Source organism: Nonomuraea jabiensis, assembly GCF_014204795.1.
GTDB lineage: Bacteria > Actinomycetota > Actinomycetes > Streptosporangiales > Streptosporangiaceae > Nonomuraea > Nonomuraea jabiensis.
Window position 1 is genome coordinate 3,186,933 of sequence record NZ_JACHMB010000001.1, and the last position, 17,739, is coordinate 3,204,671.

Sequence of the window (17,739 nt, forward strand, 5' to 3'; positions counted from 1 at the left end):
GTCATTCCGGGAAGGACGGGTGCGGTCCGAGCGCCCAGTACTCGTAGAGGCCGTGGCCGACGAGCCCGTCGTACTCGAAGCGCCCGACGGCGTCCACCATGCCCCACATCCTGGCGGCGTCGTCGGGCAGCCGGTACGTCACGCCCTGCACGACCGGCCCCTCGCCCTGGTACATGCCGTGCTTCCAGTCCGGCTCCAGGCCGTACCCGGTGCCGACCATGAGGTGCACCGGCAGGATCGGGGTGCAGCGCACGTCGAACGGCTTGCCGCCGGGAGGCGAGAAGGTGATCGTGGCCTCCACGACGTCGCGGGTGCCGGGGGCGTAGACCGGGCGGTACTCCGGTCTGCCGAGGTATTCCTCCTCGCGGCCGTCGGACCAGACGCGTACGGCCTCCTCCAGCATCCGGCGGCCGCGCTCGTCCTCCTGGACGATGCAGAGGATGGCGTGGTCGTCGAACTGCATGGGCGTGTAGAGCCAGTAGAACGTGCCGGCGTTCTTGGTCTGGATGCCGGGCGGTTCGGGCTCGCCGACCGGCCTGATGCCCCAGGAGCGGTCCCTGGTGCCCTGCCAGCGGTCGGGCGTGACCGGTATGTCCTCCTCACCGATCCTGATATTTCCGGACCAGTGCCCGGTCTGCGCCAGGCGTACCGAGTCGAACATGACCCGCTCCTGCCACCGCAGGAAGTGCCGCGGCTCCAGCGTCGCCGGGATCGTCCCCTCCCAGAGCAGGTCGAAGGACAGGCCATGCTCGTTCGGCTCCAGGACCACCCTGAGCCGCTTGAGCCCTTCGAGCACCTCGACGCGGAACGGGCCGATCTCGGTGTTCATCCGGTCGGGGCCCAGCTCTCGGGAGGCCCGTACGACGCGGTGCAGGTCTGCGTGGCGTACGCAGGCGAAGGCGTCGGTGACGCCCAGGTTGGGGTACTGGCCGAGGCCGACGATCAGCATGAGCTCGTCGGTGCCGGGGTGGCAGTTGAAGTAGTAGCGGTCGTAGAAGTTGCGGTCGGAGGTGGCGACGTGCCGCATGACCTGGGCGGCCTGGTGGACGGGGTAGTCGTCTAAGGGAGACAGCGCCATGCCGGGTTTGTAGCAAGCGCTTGGTGGACCGTCAACAAGGGTCCGGAAACGGGAAGCGCGCCCTCGGGATCCCCCGAGGACGCGCTCCCCTTCCGGCAGTACCGAATCAGGACATCTTGCGCGATGCCTCATCTGCCGTGTCGGACACGCGGCCCGCCATCCGCTCCGTGGACTCGGCGGTCCTGTCGGCCTTCTCGCTGACCCAGCGTGACGCATCGGAGGCGGAGTCCTTCATGTGCTCGGTCCACTGCTGGGCGTTGCGGCGGTAGAACATGTAACCGACCGCCCCCACCGCGAGGCCGGTCAGCAGAACGAACGTCGGCCATCGCCGCGACCGGGTGGGCGTGGGATCGATCTTCCTGGCCGCCGTGATCAGCATGGAGCTGACCCTGGGCGCGACCTGATCCTCGAACCCGTGCGCCGCGGAGTGAAGCCGCGGCGCCGCCCAGTAGCGGGCATCCTCGACGCGCTGGGCGGCGGCCATCCTGGCCTGGTCCGCCACGGGCGCCATCAGCTGGCCGGTTCGCACGGCCCGGGCCTTCATGCGGCCCGTCCACGTGGTGGGTACCTCTATGACCACGCGGCGTCTCTTCATTGTCAGGGACACGACAACCTCCCCTGTCGTTGGGGCCCCGAGCCTGACCTTCCCTGGACAAGGCGGCTCAATCATGGCGAGCCGTGGGAGGATGGCTCTGAAGGCCTAACGGCCATTGTCCTCAAAACATCACAGAACCAACCCTGTACATAGAGGGGGCGGCTGTCTCGTGGCTGAGAAGCTGATCGCAAACCTGCAGACCAACCGTGGAAATATCAAGGTGGAGCTCTTCCCCAACAGAGCCCCGAAAACGGTGCGCAACTTCGTCGAGCTCGCCGAAGGCTCGAAGGAGTGGACGCACCCGGGCACCGGTGAGAAGAGCACCGCACGCTACTACGACGGGACGATCTTCCACCGGGTGATCTCCGGATTCATGATCCAGGGCGGCGACCCGCTCGGCCAGGGCATCGGCGGCCCCGGCTACGAGTTCGACGACGAGATCCACCCGGAGCTGTACTTCAACCGCCCGTACCTGCTGGCCATGGCCAACGCGGGGGTCCGCTTCGGCAAGGGGACCAACGGGTCGCAGTTCTTCATCACGGTCGTGCCGACGCCGCACCTGAACGGCAGGCACACGATCTTCGGTGAGGTGGTCGAGGGCCAGGAGGTCGTGGACGCCATCGCCAAGACCCGCACCGACAGCCGGGACCGGCCGGCGGAGGACGTCGTCCTGGAGTCCGTCACCATCGACCGCCTCCCCGCCTAACCCACCGCCCCCATCCCGCCCCACCCACACGGCCCTGGGGCGGCCCCACATGCCCCACCGGCCGCTCACCGGGCCAGCTGGGGTCGCATCCCCATCGGCCGCTCACGGGGCGGCCGGGGTCGCATCCCCTTCAGCCGTTATCGGGTTGGCCGGGGTCGTATCCCCACCAGCCGCTCATCGGGTGGGCCGGGGTTGCACTCCCACCGGCCGCTTGTCGGGCAGGCTCGGGTCACGCTCGCACTGGGCGCCCCGGAACGGCCCGGGCCGCTCCGGCACCGACGGCACCAGAAGTGGCTCATGGGCGCTGCCCCACCGGGCGGCTGCGGGAGTGGCTCAGGCTACGCCTGGGCCGGTGCCCTGGCGGTCGCCCTCACGCCCGAAGCGGCGCGACAACCGAGCCAGCCCGCTGGTCGCCGCACGAGGGCGCCGGGCTCCGTCGCACGCCTTCCCGCCGATGCGGCGCGGTGAGGGGCGGCGGCGTCCGATGGCGCGTGGGCGGCCCGTCGCGTGGTGGTGCTGGGCCTTGGCCGCCGCCTTCCGCCGCCCGCATCGGGTGCTCTGAGGGCGGCTCGGGGTCACTCCGCGCTGGGCGCTCCCGGGGCGGCACGCGGTCGCGCTCGCGGCGGCGTTCTCGGGATGGGGCGGCCCGGTCGCGCTTCCAGTCCGTGCGCCTCCCGCCCGGCCGTCCCCCTTCCCGGGGGCGAGGGTGGGGACACGCGGGTGCGGCGTGTAAGCCATAGGCTTTCGGTCATGACCAGCCAGCCGCCCAGCCCGCCCCCGCAGCCCGAGCAGCCCGCTGAGGCGGTGCCCACGTGCTACCGGCACCCCGAGAAGGAGACGTGGGTCCGGTGTCAGCGGTGCGAGCGCCCCATCTGCCCCGACTGCATGCGCGACGCCGCCGTGGGCTTCCAGTGCCCTGAGTGCGTGGCCGAGGGCAACAGGGGCATCCGCCAGGCCAAGTCCGCCTTCGGCGGCAGCGTGGTGAACACCCCGATCGTGACGTACGCGATCCTGGCGCTCACCGTCCTGGGCTTCGGCGCCCAATACCTCACCGGCAACGCAGTCGGCGCGGCGCTGGCGATGTGGCAGCCAGGAGTCGCCGAGGGCCAGTATTACCGGCTGATCACCGTCGCCTTTGTGCACAGCACCGACAACTTTCTCCACATCCTGTTCAACGGCTGGGCCATCTTCGTGATCGGCCCATACCTCGAACGAGCCTTCGGGCATCTCCGCTTCGCGGCCATCTACCTGATCAGCGCGCTGGGCGGTTCGGTGCTCGGGCTCTGGCTCGACCCGATGCCCACGCCCACGGTCGGCGCCTCGGGAGCCGTCTTCGGGCTGTTCGGCGCCATGTTCGTCGTGGGCCGCAGGCTGAAGCTGGACGTGCGAGGCATCACCCTGGTGATCGGGCTCAACCTCGTCATCACGTTCGTCCTGCCCGCGATCTCCGGTCTCCGCATCAGCTGGACCGGCCATGTCGGCGGCCTGATCGTCGGGACGCTGCTGGCGGCGGCGCTGGCCTACGCTCCCAAGAACAACAGGCCCCTGTGGCAGGGGCTGGCGATCGTGGGAGCGCTGGCCGTGCTCGCCGTGCTCGTAATGGTCAGAGTGTCGGCCATCCTGAGCATGGGCTGACTTCCCCAGGCTGTGGAAAAGACTGTGGAAAGAACTAACGCCAGCGGGTGGAAAGGACCACCCCGAAGATGATGAAAACAAACCCGATCAGCAGGTTCCAGTTCTGGAGGTCGCTGAAGAAGGGCGCCCGTGGTGCGACGTAGTAGATCGCGATCCACAGGATGCCGATGATCCACGCCGCGACCATCGTGGGTGCCAACCAGCGCGGGCTGACCTTGACCTGCTGTGATCTCTGCGGCGGGGTGTAGACCGCCTTCTTGCGAGCCTTGGACTTGGGCACTGGTAACTCCTGCTGAGGGCCTGGGCATCCGGATCGTCCACAGGCTCTTCGTTAAGCCTAATTGAAGTGTGGCCAAGGATAGCCGCCACGCGCGGGACATGGCGATCCCCAGTTGCCGCTTCTGACCCGAATACGCTGATCGCATGCGGGCCACGCTGCGGGCCGTGGGGGAGACGAGCATCACCGCGGGCCTGATCATGATGCTGTTCTGTGCGTACCTGCTCTGGGGCACCGGCGCGTACACCCAGAGCCAGCAGCGGCTGCTCCAGCGCGAGCTGGCGGCGCGGAAGGCGGTCGAACCCGAGCCGGGCAAGCCCATGGCGCTGCTGCGCATCCCCAAGCTGGGCCGCGACTACGAGTACGCCGTGATCGAGGGGGTGGACACCGAGCACCTGAAGAAAGGCCCAGGGCATTACCCGGACAGCGCCATGCCGGGCCAGGTCGGCAACTTCGTGGTGTCGGGGCACCGCACGACGTACGCGGCCCCGTTCAACGAGATCGACGAGCTCGAACGCGACGACGAGATCGTCGTGGAGGCCGGCGGCACCACGTACACGTACCGGGTGACCTCTCAGGACATCGTGAAACCGGACGAGGTCGACGTGTTCGCCCCCGTACCCGGCAAGCCCGACATCCGCCCCATCCGGGCCTTCATCACGCTGTCCACCTGCCACCCCGAATACTCGGCCGCCGAGCGCCTGATCGTCTACGGGGTGCTCAAGGACGCGATCAAGGACGAGGAGTGACATGTACGCCTGGCTCTGGCGCAAGCTGCCCGGCACCGCGCGGACCAAGGTGCTGACGGCCGCCGTGATGGTCGCCGTCGTGGGGGTCGTACTCTGGTATGTCGTGTTTCCGCTACTCGAGCCCATGGTGACGCTCGACGAGGTGAGCGTGAGGAAATGAGCCGCGTGCTGGTCGTGGACAACCACGACAGCTTCGTCCACACCATCGTGCAGTACCTGCGCGGGCTGGGCGCCGACTGCGACGTACGGCCGCGCGACGACGTACGCGTGAGCGACGCCGACGGCTTCGACGGCGTCCTCATCAGCCCGGGCCCGGGCACGCCCGAGGCGGCCGGCGTGAGCGTGCCCCTGGTCCACCACGCGGCCGAGAGCGGCCGCCCGCTGCTCGGCGTCTGCCTCGGCCACCAGGCCATCGCCGTCGCGTACGGCGCCACCGTGTCCCGCGCGCCCGAGCTCGTCCACGGTATGACCAGCCCCGTCACCCACGACGGTAAGGGCGTGTTCGAGGCGCTGCCCTCGCCCGTGCGGATGACCCGCTACCACTCGCTCGCCGTGCTGCCCGAGACCGTCCCCGACGTGCTCGACGTGACCGCCCGCACCGGCGAGGGCGTCATCATGGGCCTGCGCCACCGTGAGGCGCCCATCGAGGGCATCCAGTTCCACCCCGAGTCCGTGCTGTCGGAACACGGCCACCGGCTGCTCCAGAATTGGCTGCGAGGAATCTTGTAACAAATGTCCCCCGGCGAGCGACTACCAAGTGAACGTCCCCGCCGTTGCCCCCGAGCGGCGGGGGCGTTCTCGTGTCAGCGACGACATGAAGAAGGGCCGCCCGGGAACGGGCGGCCCTTCTTCATGTCTCAGTTGCCGACGCCTCCGAGGCCGTCGTCACCGATCGGGTTGTCGTCGCTCGGCTGCTGGTCGTCGGACGGGAAGTCCGTCTGGTCGTCCGTCGGCGTCTCCGTCGGCACCTCGGTGGTGGGCTGCGGGTTGTTGTTCTCCAGGCCGGGACCCGTGGACACCACGATCGTGATCGTCGTGCCCGGATTGACCTTGGTGCCCTCACCCGGGTTCTGCTGGATGACCGTGCCCTCGGGCGCCTCGTTCGCCTGCGGGACGACCCTGGACTTGAAGCCGGCGGCCTTGATCTGGGCCTTGGCGTCCGCCTCGGTGAGCCCGATCACGCTGGGCACCTCACCGAGCTCCTTGGGCACGTAGAGGGTGACCGTGCCGCCCTTCTCGATCGAGTCACCGGCCTTGGGGCTGGTGTCGATGACCGTGCCCTGCGACTTGCTGGAGATCTTGGTCTTGACCGTGCCGCGCAGGCCCGCCTCCTCCAGCGTCTTCATGGCGTCTTCCTGCGACTGGCCGATGAGGCCGTCGGGCACCTTGACCTTCTCCGGGCCCTTCGAGATGACCAGCTTGACCGGGGAGCCCTTGTCGACCTTGGTGCCCTCGGCGGGGTCCGTCTTGATGACGCTGCCCTTGTCGACGTCGTCGCTGGACTCCTGCACCACCTGGACGGTGAGCCCGAGGTTCTTGAGCTGCTCTTCGGCGTACGCGCGCTCCTGGCTGACCAGCGACGGGATCGTGACCTGCGTGTCGGTCGGCGTGCTCTTCGACCCGAACACCGAGTAGCCGACCCCGATGAACGCACCGATGATCAGCAGCGGCACGATGATCCACAGCGCGGTCTTGACGGCGTTGTTCCCGCCGCCGCCGCTCGCCCTGCGTCGCCCGCCGCGGCCGCCGCCGTCACCGTCGTCGTACTCGTACGGAGGGACCGCGGTGGTGCGCTGCGTGGCCGGACCCTGCGCCGCCTGGGTCGCGGTCATCATCCGCGTGCCCTGGTTGAAGTTGCCGTTCATGGCCATCGTCTGGGCGTCGGTCGGCATCCCGGACATCGCCCGCTGGATGTCGGCCCGCATCTCGCCCGCGCTCTGGTAGCGGTGGGCCGGGTCCTTGGCCATGGCCTTGAGCACGATCGCGTCGGCCCACGGGGGGATGTCGCGGTCGATCTGCGACGGCGGGATGGGCTCCTCGCGCACGTGCTGGTAGGCGATCGCGACGGGAGAGTCGCCGGTGAACGGCGGCTGCCCGGTCAGCAGCTCGTAGAGCAGGCAACCGGTGGAGTAGATGTCGCTGCGCGCGTCGACCCGCTCGCCGCGCGCCTGCTCGGGAGACAGGTACTGGGCGGTGCCGATCACCTGTGCCGTCTGCGTCATCGTGGCCGCGGAGTCGGCCATCGCGCGCGCGATGCCGAAGTCCATCACCTTGACGTCGCCGGCGCGCGTGATCATCACGTTGGCCGGCTTGATGTCGCGGTGCACGATGCCGCCGCGGTGGCTGTAGTCGAGCGCCCGCAGGATGCCGTCGACCAGCTCGACCGCGCGCTCCGGCAGCAACCGCCGGTCCTGGCGCAGCAGGTCGCGCAGCGTCCGGCCGTCGACGTACTCCATCACGATGTACGGCACGGGAGTGCCGTCGGTGGTGTCCTCGCCGGTGTCGTAGACCGCGACGACGGCCGGATGGTTCAGAGAGGCAGCTGATTGTGCCTCGCGGCGGAAGCGGGCCTGGAAGGTGTGATCGCGCGCCAGGTCGGACCGGAGGGTTTTGATCGCGACTATGCGGTCCAGCCGGATGTCTCGGGCACGATACACCTCGGCCATGCCGCCGCGCCCGACGACACCGTCGAGCTCGTAACGGCCGCCGAGTAGCCGAGGCTGAGTCATTTCCTGCACTGTCCCTTACCGTTCATCTTGGGTACCGGCCTGCTCGGGGGGCCGCCGGTGTCCATCATCGACCCCATAGCGCATCACGTCTCCTCCTTGGGCGGGTTTGTATCACCCGGGTCCGGCGAGGCGGTGGGTGTCGGAGTTTTGGGTGTAGTGGTGGGCGTCGGGGTCGGTGTGGGTGTAGGGGTACGGGTGGTCGGGGTCGGTTTCGGTGTCGGCTTCTTGGTGGGAGTTGCCGACTTGCTTACCGTAGCTGACCGCGAGGGTATAGGCCTCGGTGACTTCACCGGAACCACGGAAGGCCGCTTGGTGCGTCTTTTCGTGGGCGAGGGTGTCGCCCGGTCGTGCGATGTCACCGCCGACCTGGTCGGCTCGGCCACGTCCGGCGTCGGCTGCGGCGGCTGCCGGTCGGCGAACGTGATGGCGGTGAGCCCCACCGCGGCCGCGCAGCCCGCGGTGGCGACCAGGGCCAGCGTCCGCCTGTGGCGCTTTCCCACGGCCGGCACCTGCGGCGTGGTGGCCGAGTGGAGGTGGTCCGTCTCCTGCTCGTCCTCCGGGGCCGGCTCGCGTACCCGGAAGCCGCCCGGGTCGGTGAGCATGCTGAGGTCGGCGCCCTGCTCGGCGCTGGCCAGCGACTCGCGCAGCAGGTAGGCCCGGTCGGCCACCTCCAGCGCCGAGGCCGGGCGCCGCGCGGGGTCCTTCGACAGCAGCGACATGACCAGCTCGCGCACCGGCGCGGGCACGTCCACCCCGAGGGGCGGCGGGTGCTCGTTGAGGTGCTGCAGCGCGATCGCCACCTGGCTGTCGCCGCGGAACGGCGTGCGCCCGGCCAGGCACTCGTAGGCCACCACGCCCAGCGAGTAGAGGTCGGTCGCGGGAGTGAGCGGGAACCCCTGGGCCTGCTCGGGGCTGACGTACTGGGCCGTGCCCAGCACGGTGCCCGTCTGCGTGACCGGAGCCGCCTCCAGGGCCCGCGCGATGCCGAAGTCCGTGACCTTGATGGTCCCCTCGGAGGTGACCAGCAGGTTTCCCGGCTTGATGTCGCGGTGGATGATCCCGGCGGTGTGCGCGGCGTGCAGCGCCTTGGCCGTCTGGCCCACCACGTCAAGCGTCACCTCGGGCCCGATGGAGCCGTTGCGCGCCAGGATGGCCGACAGCGGCTCGCCGTGCACCAGCTCCATCACGAGGTAGGCCAGGTCGCTCTGCTCGCCGTAGTCGAAGATCTGCGCCACTCCCGGGTCGGCCAGGGCCGCGGTGATGCGCGCCTCGTTCCTGAACCGCTCGCGGAACGTGGGGTCGGCGTAGATGTGGCTGCGCAGGATCTTCACCGCCACCTCGCGCCCGAGCAACTCGTCGCGGGCACGCCAGACCTCTCCCATACCGCCCGTGGCGATGCGGGAGATCAGGAGGTAGCGGTTACGGAGCCGCATGACCCAGCAGGTTACCGTCACTCACTTGTTCAGCACCGCCTCCAGCACGGCCTTCGCGATCGGCGCGGCGGTGTGGCCGCCGGTCGCCTCCGCGCCGACGTTGGCAGCACCGGACTCGACGATGACCGCCAGGGCCACCTTCGGGTCCTCGGCAGGCGCGAAGGAGATGAACCAGGCATGCGGTGGCTGCTTGTCGGCCGTCTCCGCGGTGCCCGTCTTACCCGCTACTTGGACGCCTGGGACCTGCGCCAGGTTTGCGGTGCCGTTCTGGACGACGCTGACCATCATCTCACGCAGCTTGCCCGCCGTCTCGGAGCTGACCGCTTCCGACAGCTCCTCGGGGTCGGCCTGCTTGATCGTGTCGCCCTTGGCGTCGGTGATCTTGTTGACCAGGTACGGCTTCATCACCTTGCCGTCATTGGCGATGCCCGCGGCGATCATGGCCATCTGCATCGGGGTCATGCGGTTGCTGCGCTGCCCGATCGAGGCCATGGCCAGGGCGGCCTTGTCCTCTTCCGGGCCGAAGTCGCTGTTGGTGACCGACATCGGCACGGCGAGCGGCTGCCCCATGCCGAACTTCTCGGTCTGCTCCTTCATCTTGTCGTAGCCCAGCTCCATGCCCATCTTGCCGAACGGCGTGTTGCAGGACTTCTCCAGCGCGAACGTCAGCGTCACCGAGCCGGAGCCGCAGGCCGCGCCGCCGTAGTTGGGCAGGCTGATGTTCGTGTTGGGCAGCGGCAGCCGCTGCGGCGCGTCCACGTTGGTCTGCGGGCCGCGCGAGGAGTCGTCCTCGAGGTAGGCCGCCATGGTCACGACCTTGAACGTCGAGCCGGGCGGGTAGGTCTGCGCGACCGTACGGTTGAGCAGCGGCTGGCTCTTGTCCTTGGCCAGCTCCTCGTAGCGGGGGAAGACCTTGCCCTTGTCGGTGGTGGACAGCTCGGTCGGGTCGTAGGTCGGCAGCGAGACCATCGCCAGGATCCCGCCCGTCTTCGGGTCGAGCGCCACGAGCGCGCCGCGCTTGCCGCTCTGCCGCAGCGCGTCGTAGGCCGCCTTCTGCGCCTTGGGGTTGATCGTGAGATCGACGTTGGCGCCCCTGGTCGGCTCGCCGGTGAACAGGTCGATGCTCCGCCGCAGCAGCAGGTCGGCGCTGGAGCCGTTGAGCAGCTGGTTCTCGGACCTCTCGATGGCGCTCTCGCTCTCCGGCGAGAAGAAGCCGGTGACGTGGGCGTAGAGCCTGGCCTCGGGGTACTGCCTGACGAACCTGAACCGGGGGTCCTTGGTCTCGACGGACTGCGCGAGCACCTTGCCGCCCGCCGTGATGCGGCCACGCTCGATGGCGTAGCGCTCGTAGAAGTTGCGGGTGTTGCGGGCGTCGCCGCGCAGGCCCTCGGCTTTCACGGCCTGCAGGTAGTTCACGTTGATCATCAGGAGCGCGAACATGGCCAGGCAGGCCACTGCCACGCGCTTCAGAGTGCTGTTCATCGCTGGAACACCTGCGTCAGTCCTTCGTTCTGGATCGCCTGGGGCGGAGGCCGCCGCGCCGCGTCTGACATGCGTACCAATAGCGCGATAAGGATCCAGTTAGCCAGCAACGCCGAGCCACCCTGGGACATGAACGGGGTGACCAGGCCGGTCAAGGGGATGAGATTCGTCACACCGCCGACGATGATGAAGACCTGCCAGGCCAGGATGAACGACAGGCCGCCCGCCAGGAGCTTGGAGAACGGGTCGCGGGCCGCCAGCGAGGTGCGCAGGCCGCGCTCGACCAGCAGGGCGTACATCATCAGCAGCGCCATCAGGCCGGTCAGGCCCAGCTCCTCGCCGGTCGCGGCGAAGATGAAGTCGGAGAACGACAGCGGGATCAGCTGGGGATTGCCCTGGCCGAGCCCCGTGCCCAGGATGCCGCCCGCCCCGAACCCGAACAGGCCCTGCATGATCTGGTAGCTGCCGCCGATCTCGCGGTTGTAGAACTCCTCGGAGCCCGGGTTGAGCCAGATCTCGAACCGGTCGCCGACGTGGGAGAACGCCAGCCCCGCGAGATAGGCGCCGCCGACGAAGAGCAGCAGGCCGATCAGCACCCAGGAGGTGCGCTGGGTGGCGATGTAGAGCATCGCGATGAACGTGCCGAACAGCAGCAGCGAAGTGCCCAGGTCCTTCTCGAAGACCAGGACGAGCAGGCTGAGCCCCCAGGTGACGAGGATGGGACCGAGGTCCCTTGCCCTGGGCAGGTCGATGAAGAGCAGCCGCCGCCCGGCCAGCGCCAGCACGTCGCGCTTGGCCACCAGATAGCCGGCGAAGAAGACGACCAGCGCGAGCTTGGCGAACTCGCCCGGCTGGATGGAGAAGCCGCCGATGCGGATCCAGATCTTGGCGCCCTGCACCTCGCTGAGGCTGCCGGGCAGCACCGCCGGGATGGCGAGCAGGACCAGGCCGACGGCGCCCGCGGTGTAGGTCAGGCGCTGGAGCATGCGATGGTCACGCAGCACGATCAGGGTGATCGAGAACATGACGACGCCGAGACCCGTCCACATGATCTGGTTGGTGGTGGACGCGCCGCCCATCTTGGCGGCCTCCAGCCGGTAGATCATCACCAGGCCGAGACCGTTGATCAGGGTCACCAGCGGCAGGACCAGCGGGTCGGCCCAGGGGGCGAACTTCGCCAGAACGAGGTAGGCGGCCAGCATCAGGCCGCCCAGCCCCAGTCCGTACGCCAGCATGCCCGCGGGGATCTTGCCGTCCACCGCCAGGCCCACGTTGGCATAGGCCCCCATGACGATCAGCACCGCCAGCGCGAGCATGACGAGCTGGGCCATGCGGCGCTTGGCCGGCATGGGGACGGGGGAGGCTGCGACTTCGCTCATTTACCGTTGCTTCGTCTTGGTCGCGCTCACGGATGGCGTGGGCGACGAGCTGGCGGTCGCGGCGGGGGTGTCGTCGCTGTCGTCCTTGTCGTCCTGGGCGAACTTCAAAGCGTTGATCCTCGTAATGCCTTCGTCGGGGTTGCTGACCGGAATGCCGCTCTTGATCAGCGCCTGGTCGGCGTCGGACAGCTTGGAGAGCTGCCGGCCGGTGGACTTGGTGACCTTGAAGAGCTGGAAGGGACCCAGCTCTTTCTGGATCCCCTGGAACACGACCACTTCGTCGCCCCTAGCGCCGACGAAGAACTGGTCCTGAGTCCACTGATATCCAAAATAACCGCCGACGCCTACGGCGACGACGCCTATGCCGAACACGGTGACCAGCACGGGCCACACCCGACGACGCCTGCGCCGGGGCGCCTCGGCGACCGGCTCATCGAAGTCGTCGTCAGTGAGGACCGGCTGGGGCGCGGTCACCGCGTGGGCTCGCCCCGGCTGGGTCTCCTGGGGATTGCCGCGCAGCCGGTTCATGCCCGCGGCGCCGACCACGGCGGCCTCGGCGGGCACCTGCTGCCCATCGGTGATCTCCAGCACGTCGGCCAGCACGCACGTGATGTTGTCGGGCCCGCCACCTCTGTTCGCCAGATCGATGAGCTGGCGCACGACCTCTTCGGGATCGTCGATGTTGGTGAGCGTGGCGTGCAACGTCTCCGCGCTCACCACCCCCGACAGGCCGTCGGAACACAGCAGGTAGCGGTCGCCGATCTGCGCCTCGCGGAGGGTCAGGTCGGGATCGACCTCACCGCTGCCGTCGAGCGCGCGCAGCAGGATCGAGCGCTGCGGATGCGTGGCCGCCTCTTCCGGCGTGATGCGCCCGTCGTCGACGAGCTGCTGCACCAGCGTGTGGTCATGGGTGATCTGGTAGAGCTCCCCGCGCCTGAGCAGGTAGGCGCGCGAGTCGCCGACGTGCACCAGTGCGACCTGGGTGCCGTGCCAGAGCATGGCCGTCAGAGTCGTGCCCATGCCTTTGAGGCTGGGATCCCGCCCCACCATTTCGTGCAGCCTGCGATTGGCGTCGCGTACCGCTGCCTCGATGGCGTTGAGCAGGTCACCCCCCTGTTGGGCCTCTTCCAGAGAGGCCATGGCGGCGATGGCGACTGAACTCGCCACCTCGCCGTGTGCGTGCCCGCCCATACCGTCTGCGACGGCGAGCAGGCGGCCGCTAGCGTACGCCGAGTCCTCGTTCCCTTCGCGGAGGAGGCCGACGTCCGAGCGGGCGGCGTAGCGGAGTGCGATGGTCATTTGCGCAATTCAATGACTGTCTTGCCGACACGGATCGGAACACCGAGCGGCACCGGGGTCGGGCGGGTGACTTTCGAGCGGTCGAGATACGTGCCGTTGGTGGACCCAAGATCTTCCACGATCCATTGACCGTCCTGGGGAAAGAGCCGGGCATGCCGGCTGGAAGCGTAGTCGTCGGTGACTACCAGCGTGGCGTCATTGGCCCGGCCAATGGTGATGGGCGTCTCCGTGAGGTTAATGGTGGTGCCCTGCAAGGGGCCACCGGTAACGATGAGCTGGCGTGGCTCGCCCTTTTTGTTCTTGGGCTTAGCCGGCGGTTTGGCGGGTTTCACGCCCTTGCGTGGACCCGCGGGAGCCGTGCGTGAACCGAACAAGTCAGTCCGGATCACGCCGACTGCGGCAATGACGAAGAACCACAGCACCGCCAGGAAGGCGAGCCGGATCAGCAGCAGCGTGAGCTCGGACATGGACCGTTTGTCTACCCCTAATCGCGCCGGAACACCAGAGTCGTGCGCCCCAACGTCACTCGCGTGCCGTTCTGGAGCTCGATCCTGCGTACCGGCTGGCCGTTGACGAAAGTGCCGTTGGTGGATCCGAGATCGACGAGGACCACCATCTGGCCCTCGACGCGCAACTCCGCGTGGTGTCGCGAGACTCCCGGATCGACCAGACGAAGATCGCAGTCGGTGCCCCTGCCGAGCAAGGTCACCGGAGTGGTGAGCTCGTAGGAACGGTCGCCCTGCGGGTCGTCCTGAGTGGAGACGAGCAGCCGCGGCCGCCCGTTGAAAGCGTTCGGCCTCGACGGAGGCAGGTCGCTCGCCGGCTGGCGAATCTCGTCCTGCTCGACCGTCGCGCCGCGGATGACGCCGGACCTGATGCGGAACAGCCCCACAGCCAGATCGCCGGCGGTCTCGAAGCGGACCCGGACCGGTCCCACAAAGGAGTAGCCCTGTTCCTTGGCGTACTCCCTGGCAAGGTTGGCCAGCTCGTGACTGATGCTGTCGGCGTAGACCTCAAGCCGTTCGCTGTCGGTCGTGGACAGCTCAACCACGAAGTCGTTGGGCACGAGCGTGCGACCTTGAGCGACGATCGCCGCACGCTCATCCATCTCCCGCTGAACCGCGCTGGCGACCTCGACCGGCTGAAGGTCAGATTTGAACGCCCGCGCAAAGGCCCCCTCAACCAAGCCTTCGAGCCTTCGCTCGAAGCGCTGAAGGACTCCCACCGGGTACCTCCCTTCCTCCGTGCATATGATCGCGGCCCCCAGACGCGTCCGGCGCCCGGTTTCCGCTCGTTCCACGTCACGGCATCCCTGGCGCTCGTCGGCTGTCGCGCCCAGCTCCTCCGCTCCCGTGTCTTATGCGATCGTATCCGGGTTCAGTACCAGTGGCTGTTCCGTGCTAGTGTTCTTTCCGCACCCACAAGGGCGGGTGGCGGAACGGCAGACGCGCACGGTTCAGGTCCGTGTGTCCGAAAGGACGTGAGGGTTCAAATCCCTCCTCGCCCACTCGGTGACTGGGGACTCCTGGTCGCAAGCCTTGCAGGCTTGCTCCCTCGGGTCCCCTCGTCATTTCTTCCGGGGGATGACCCCCGGACCCCCAGCATCTTCCGGGGGATGACCCCCGGACCCCCAGCATCTTCCGGGGGAGGTCCCCCGGGCCCCCCTGTCTGGGAGCGGGCTCCCAGACCCTCCATCGCTGTGGTTGTCGTCTCATGGCAGACCCACATTGGCGAAGTGTTTGGTGGATCGCAAGAGGGGGCGTCTCTCTTTTCAAGAACCTGTTGGTAACGGGCGTGCCGTGTTTTGACGGTACGCCCGTTTGGTTGCAACCTGCTTTCGGGTGACTTGTCGGTGTGTTTTACGTCACAGTGGCCAGGGTTCTGGTGTCCAGGAGTTCGCCCAGGAGGTCTGTGAGGCTCACCATGCCGATTACCTCACCCGCCTGAGCTGTCACCAGGACCAGGTGGGCTCTTGCCTCCTGGAGGGCCGTCACGGCCTCTGGGACCTGGGTTACGCAGGGGAGCTTCGGTAGGGGGCGGCAGAGGTCCTCTGCCGTGCTTGCCGGCTGCAGGAGGGCGTCTCTGGCGTGGAGGGCGCCTCTGATGTTGCCGGGTGTGCCTACCAGGAGTCTTAGGTGGCCGCTTTTTGCTGCTGCTTCCTTGATCTCTGTCGTGTTTGCCTGGGGTGGGACCATTACCGCCTGGCTTATTGGGATCATCAGGCGTTCTATTCCCTCGTCGTCCAGGCGGAGGGCGCGGGTCAGGAGGTCGTGCTCGTCGCGGTCCAGGAGGCCCATGCGGCCTGACTCGCCCACCAGCATGGCCAGCTGGCGGGGGGTTCTGGTCGTGGCCAGCTCGTTCCTGGGCTGGACGCCGAACAGGCGCAGGACCAGGTTGGTCAGGCCGTTCAGGGACGACAGGAGCGGGCGCATCACCCAGGTGAAGGCGCGGAAGGGGACGGTCAGCAGCAGGGCCGAGCGTTCCGGGTGGGTCAGGGCCCACGACTTCGGCGCCATCTCGCCCACCACCATGTGGAGGAAGGTCACCAGAGCCAGGGCGATCGTCAGCGCGATGGGCATGCGCAGGCCCTCCGGGACGCCGAGGGCGGCGAAGACCGGCTCCAGGGTGTGCTCGATCGCGGGCTCCGTCACCTGGCCGAGGCCCAGGGTGCACAGCGTGATGCCGAGCTGGGCACCCGCCAGCATGAGGGAGAGCTGCTTGGTGCCGCCGACCGCCGACCTGGCCGCCAGCCTGATCAGGCGGTTGTTGCGGGAGGCGATCTCCTCCAGGCGGTGGCGCCTGGCGGAGACGAAGGCGAATTCGGCGGCCACGAAGAGCGCGTTGAAGGCCAGCAGCGCGAGGCTGACGACGAGCATGGTCATCGGGCCGCCTCCGCGTGCTGGACGGGGGCCACGCGGACCCACTCGGGCACTCTGCGGTTGAGAGACATCACTGTCAGTTCTGCCAGGTGTTCCTGTTCGTCCTCTGCGAAGGGGTCGGTGTCCTGTTCGATCGGCACCGTCACCGTGTCGCCCTCGTCGGGCATCCTGCCCAGCTTGGCCAGGACGAGGCCCGCGAGGGTGTCGTAGTCGTCGCTCTCCGGGAGCGCGACGCCCGTGGCGCGCTCGACCTCGTCGAGCCGCAGCCGGCCCGGGACCTCCCAGATGCCGCCCGGGTGCTCGACCACGCCGGCCGGCTCCGGGTCGTTCTCGTCCACCAGCTCGCCGACCAGCTCCTCGGCCAGGTCCTCGACGGTGATGACGCCGGCCAGGCCGCCGTACTCGTCGATGACGCAGGCGATGTCGTCCTTGGCCACGCGCATCCGGTCGAGCACGGCGGGGAGCGGGAGCGAGTCAGGGACCAGCAGGGCGGGGCGGGTGATGCTCGCCATCTCGCCCTCCTGCAGACCCGACGAGAGGAGTTCGCGCACGCCCGTCACGCCCGTGACGTCGCCGTCCTCGTTGATGACGGGGTAGCGGGAGTGGCCGCAGCTGCGCATGGTCTCGATCAGGTCAGAGATGGGCTGTTCGGAGCGCAGCACGACGACGCGCGGGCGGGGGACCATGATCTCCTCCGCCGTGCGGTCGCCGAACTCCAGGGCCCGTTCGAGCAGGTCGGAGAGTCTCGGCGGGAGTTCGCCCGCCATGGTCGACTCCTCGATGATGCGGGAGAGCTCCTCGGGCGTCGCGCCGTGCTCCACCTCCTCCACCGGCTCGATGCCCACGCGCCTGAGCAGGCCGGTCGCCGCCGAGTCGAACAGCTTGACCACCGGGCCCACCACGGCCAGGTAGACCAGCGTCGAGCCCGCCAGGAACTTGGCCACCGGCTCCGGCCTGGCGATGCCCAGGTTCTTGGGCGCGAGCTCGCCCAGGACCATCTGGACCACGGTCGCCACGAAGACGCCGATGGCGACCGAGAGCCCGGTGATCACGGTGTCGGACAGGCCGGTGTCCGCCAGCCATGGTCGTACGATCGTCGCGATCGCGGGCTCGGCCAGGAAGCCGACCAGCAGTGCGGTCACGGTGATGCCGAGCTGGGCGCCGGAGAGCATGAAGGAGAGGCGGGACGTGACCTGGAGCGCTTTTTCGGCGGCCGGGTCACCTGCCGCCGCCTGCTCGCGGAGCAGGGCGCGGTCGGCGGCTACGAAGGCGAACTCCTGAGCGACGAAGTAGCCGGTCGCCGCCGTGAGGAGGATGAGGGCCAGCAGGCCCAGATAGGCGCTCACCATGGTGAGCTCTCAGAGGAACCCGTGCTGGCGCACGGGCAAAGACTCCACGGGTCCGGAGCGGACACGATCTTCCCTTCGATAGAGGTCGTCCATAACCGTAACGATGCTGGTGGCATCTATGTTTCCGCGGTGACTCTTCCCTGGTTCCG

The 17,739-nt window shown here is 68.4% G+C and carries 17 protein-coding genes and 1 tRNA gene; 6 read left to right on the forward strand and 12 right to left on the reverse strand.

Features of this window, described 5'->3' with window-relative positions:
• Position 1: 1 nt before the first annotated feature.
• Entirely contained in the window at positions 2-1,078 is a 1,077-nt protein-coding gene (locus tag HD596_RS14160; RefSeq protein WP_185069697.1) for an Rv3169 family protein, read from the reverse strand.
• Between the two features lie 106 nt (positions 1,079-1,184).
• On the reverse strand, positions 1,185-1,658 hold the full coding sequence (locus tag HD596_RS14165) for a YtxH domain-containing protein (protein WP_185069698.1): 474 nt from the start codon (positions 1,656-1,658) through the stop codon (positions 1,185-1,187).
• 184 nt (positions 1,659-1,842) lie between these two features.
• On the opposite strand from HD596_RS14165, the gene HD596_RS14170 reads away from it, so the two are divergent.
• Together HD596_RS14170 and HD596_RS14175 are read left to right on the forward strand one after the other, a co-directional pair.
• Complete coding sequence (locus HD596_RS14170) at positions 1,843-2,379, forward strand: peptidylprolyl isomerase (protein WP_185069699.1); 537 nt, start codon at positions 1,843-1,845, stop codon at positions 2,377-2,379.
• A 750-nt stretch (positions 2,380-3,129) separates the two neighbouring features.
• The gene (locus HD596_RS14175) at positions 3,130-4,014 is read left to right on the forward strand and encodes a rhomboid family intramembrane serine protease (RefSeq protein WP_185069700.1); all 885 of its coding nucleotides are present in this window, start codon (positions 3,130-3,132) and stop codon (positions 4,012-4,014) included.
• Positions 4,015-4,048: 34 nt separating this feature from the next.
• Here HD596_RS14175 and HD596_RS14180 read toward each other — a convergent pair whose 3' ends face one another.
• A complete protein-coding gene (locus HD596_RS14180) occupies positions 4,049-4,294 on the reverse strand; it encodes a cell division protein CrgA (RefSeq protein ID WP_080047363.1) in 246 nt (81 codons plus the stop codon).
• Positions 4,295-4,437: 143 nt separating this feature from the next.
• Between HD596_RS14180 and HD596_RS14185 the strand changes: the two genes are divergently transcribed.
• Genes HD596_RS14185 through HD596_RS14195 form a run of 3 tightly spaced genes read left to right on the forward strand, consistent with a single transcriptional unit; the run spans position 4,438 to position 5,769 of the window.
• The gene (locus HD596_RS14185; RefSeq protein ID WP_185069701.1) at positions 4,438-5,040 is read left to right on the forward strand and encodes a class E sortase; all 603 of its coding nucleotides are present in this window, start codon (positions 4,438-4,440) and stop codon (positions 5,038-5,040) included.
• A gap of 1 nt (position 5,041) precedes the next feature.
• On the forward strand, positions 5,042-5,200 hold the full coding sequence (locus tag HD596_RS14190) for a hypothetical protein (RefSeq protein WP_185069702.1): 159 nt from the start codon (positions 5,042-5,044) through the stop codon (positions 5,198-5,200).
• On the forward strand, positions 5,197-5,769 hold the full coding sequence (locus tag HD596_RS14195; protein ID WP_185069703.1) for a glutamine amidotransferase-related protein: 573 nt from the start codon (positions 5,197-5,199) through the stop codon (positions 5,767-5,769). Before HD596_RS14190 ends, HD596_RS14195 begins: the two co-directional genes overlap by 4 nt.
• A 128-nt stretch (positions 5,770-5,897) precedes the next feature.
• Here HD596_RS14195 and pknB read toward each other — a convergent pair whose 3' ends face one another.
• From pknB to HD596_RS14230, 7 genes are all read right to left on the reverse strand, one after another.
• On the reverse strand, positions 5,898-7,769 hold the full coding sequence (gene pknB / locus HD596_RS14200; RefSeq protein WP_185069704.1) for a Stk1 family PASTA domain-containing Ser/Thr kinase: 1,872 nt from the start codon (positions 7,767-7,769) through the stop codon (positions 5,898-5,900).
• An 83-nt stretch (positions 7,770-7,852) separates the two neighbouring features.
• Positions 7,853-9,202, reverse strand: a complete 1,350-nt coding sequence (locus HD596_RS14205) for a serine/threonine-protein kinase (protein WP_185069705.1) — start codon at positions 9,200-9,202, stop codon at positions 7,853-7,855.
• A 21-nt stretch (positions 9,203-9,223) separates the two neighbouring features.
• On the reverse strand, positions 9,224-10,684 hold the full coding sequence (locus tag HD596_RS14210) for a peptidoglycan D,D-transpeptidase FtsI family protein (protein WP_185069706.1): 1,461 nt from the start codon (positions 10,682-10,684) through the stop codon (positions 9,224-9,226).
• Positions 10,681-12,063: an FtsW/RodA/SpoVE family cell cycle protein gene (locus tag HD596_RS14215; protein ID WP_221519319.1), complete on the reverse strand. Its 1,383-nt coding sequence runs from the start codon at positions 12,061-12,063 to the stop codon at positions 10,681-10,683. The genes HD596_RS14210 and HD596_RS14215 overlap by 4 nt, the downstream gene beginning before the upstream one ends.
• A complete protein-coding gene (locus tag HD596_RS14220; RefSeq protein WP_185069707.1) occupies positions 12,064-13,362 on the reverse strand; it encodes a Stp1/IreP family PP2C-type Ser/Thr phosphatase in 1,299 nt (432 codons plus the stop codon).
• Positions 13,359-13,829, reverse strand: a complete 471-nt coding sequence (locus HD596_RS14225; RefSeq protein ID WP_185069708.1) for an FHA domain-containing protein FhaB/FipA — start codon at positions 13,827-13,829, stop codon at positions 13,359-13,361. The genes HD596_RS14220 and HD596_RS14225 overlap by 4 nt, the downstream gene beginning before the upstream one ends.
• Before the next feature lie 17 nt (positions 13,830-13,846).
• Entirely contained in the window at positions 13,847-14,587 is a 741-nt protein-coding gene (locus HD596_RS14230; RefSeq protein ID WP_185069709.1) for an FHA domain-containing protein, read from the reverse strand.
• A 199-nt stretch (positions 14,588-14,786) separates the two neighbouring features.
• Between HD596_RS14230 and HD596_RS14235 the strand changes: the two genes are divergently transcribed.
• A tRNA-Leu gene (locus HD596_RS14235) sits at positions 14,787-14,869 on the forward strand.
• Positions 14,870-15,221: 352 nt separating this feature from the next.
• On the opposite strand, the gene HD596_RS14240 is transcribed toward HD596_RS14235, so the two are convergent.
• Together HD596_RS14240 and HD596_RS14245 are read right to left on the reverse strand one after the other, a co-directional pair.
• Positions 15,222-16,244: a hemolysin family protein gene (locus HD596_RS14240; RefSeq protein ID WP_185069710.1), complete on the reverse strand. Its 1,023-nt coding sequence runs from the start codon at positions 16,242-16,244 to the stop codon at positions 15,222-15,224.
• Positions 16,241-17,590 (reverse strand): hemolysin family protein, encoded by a 1,350-nt coding sequence (locus HD596_RS14245; protein ID WP_221519320.1) that lies wholly within the window; start codon positions 17,588-17,590, stop codon positions 16,241-16,243. Before HD596_RS14245 ends, HD596_RS14240 begins: the two co-directional genes overlap by 4 nt.
• Positions 17,591-17,739 lie beyond the last annotated feature (149 nt).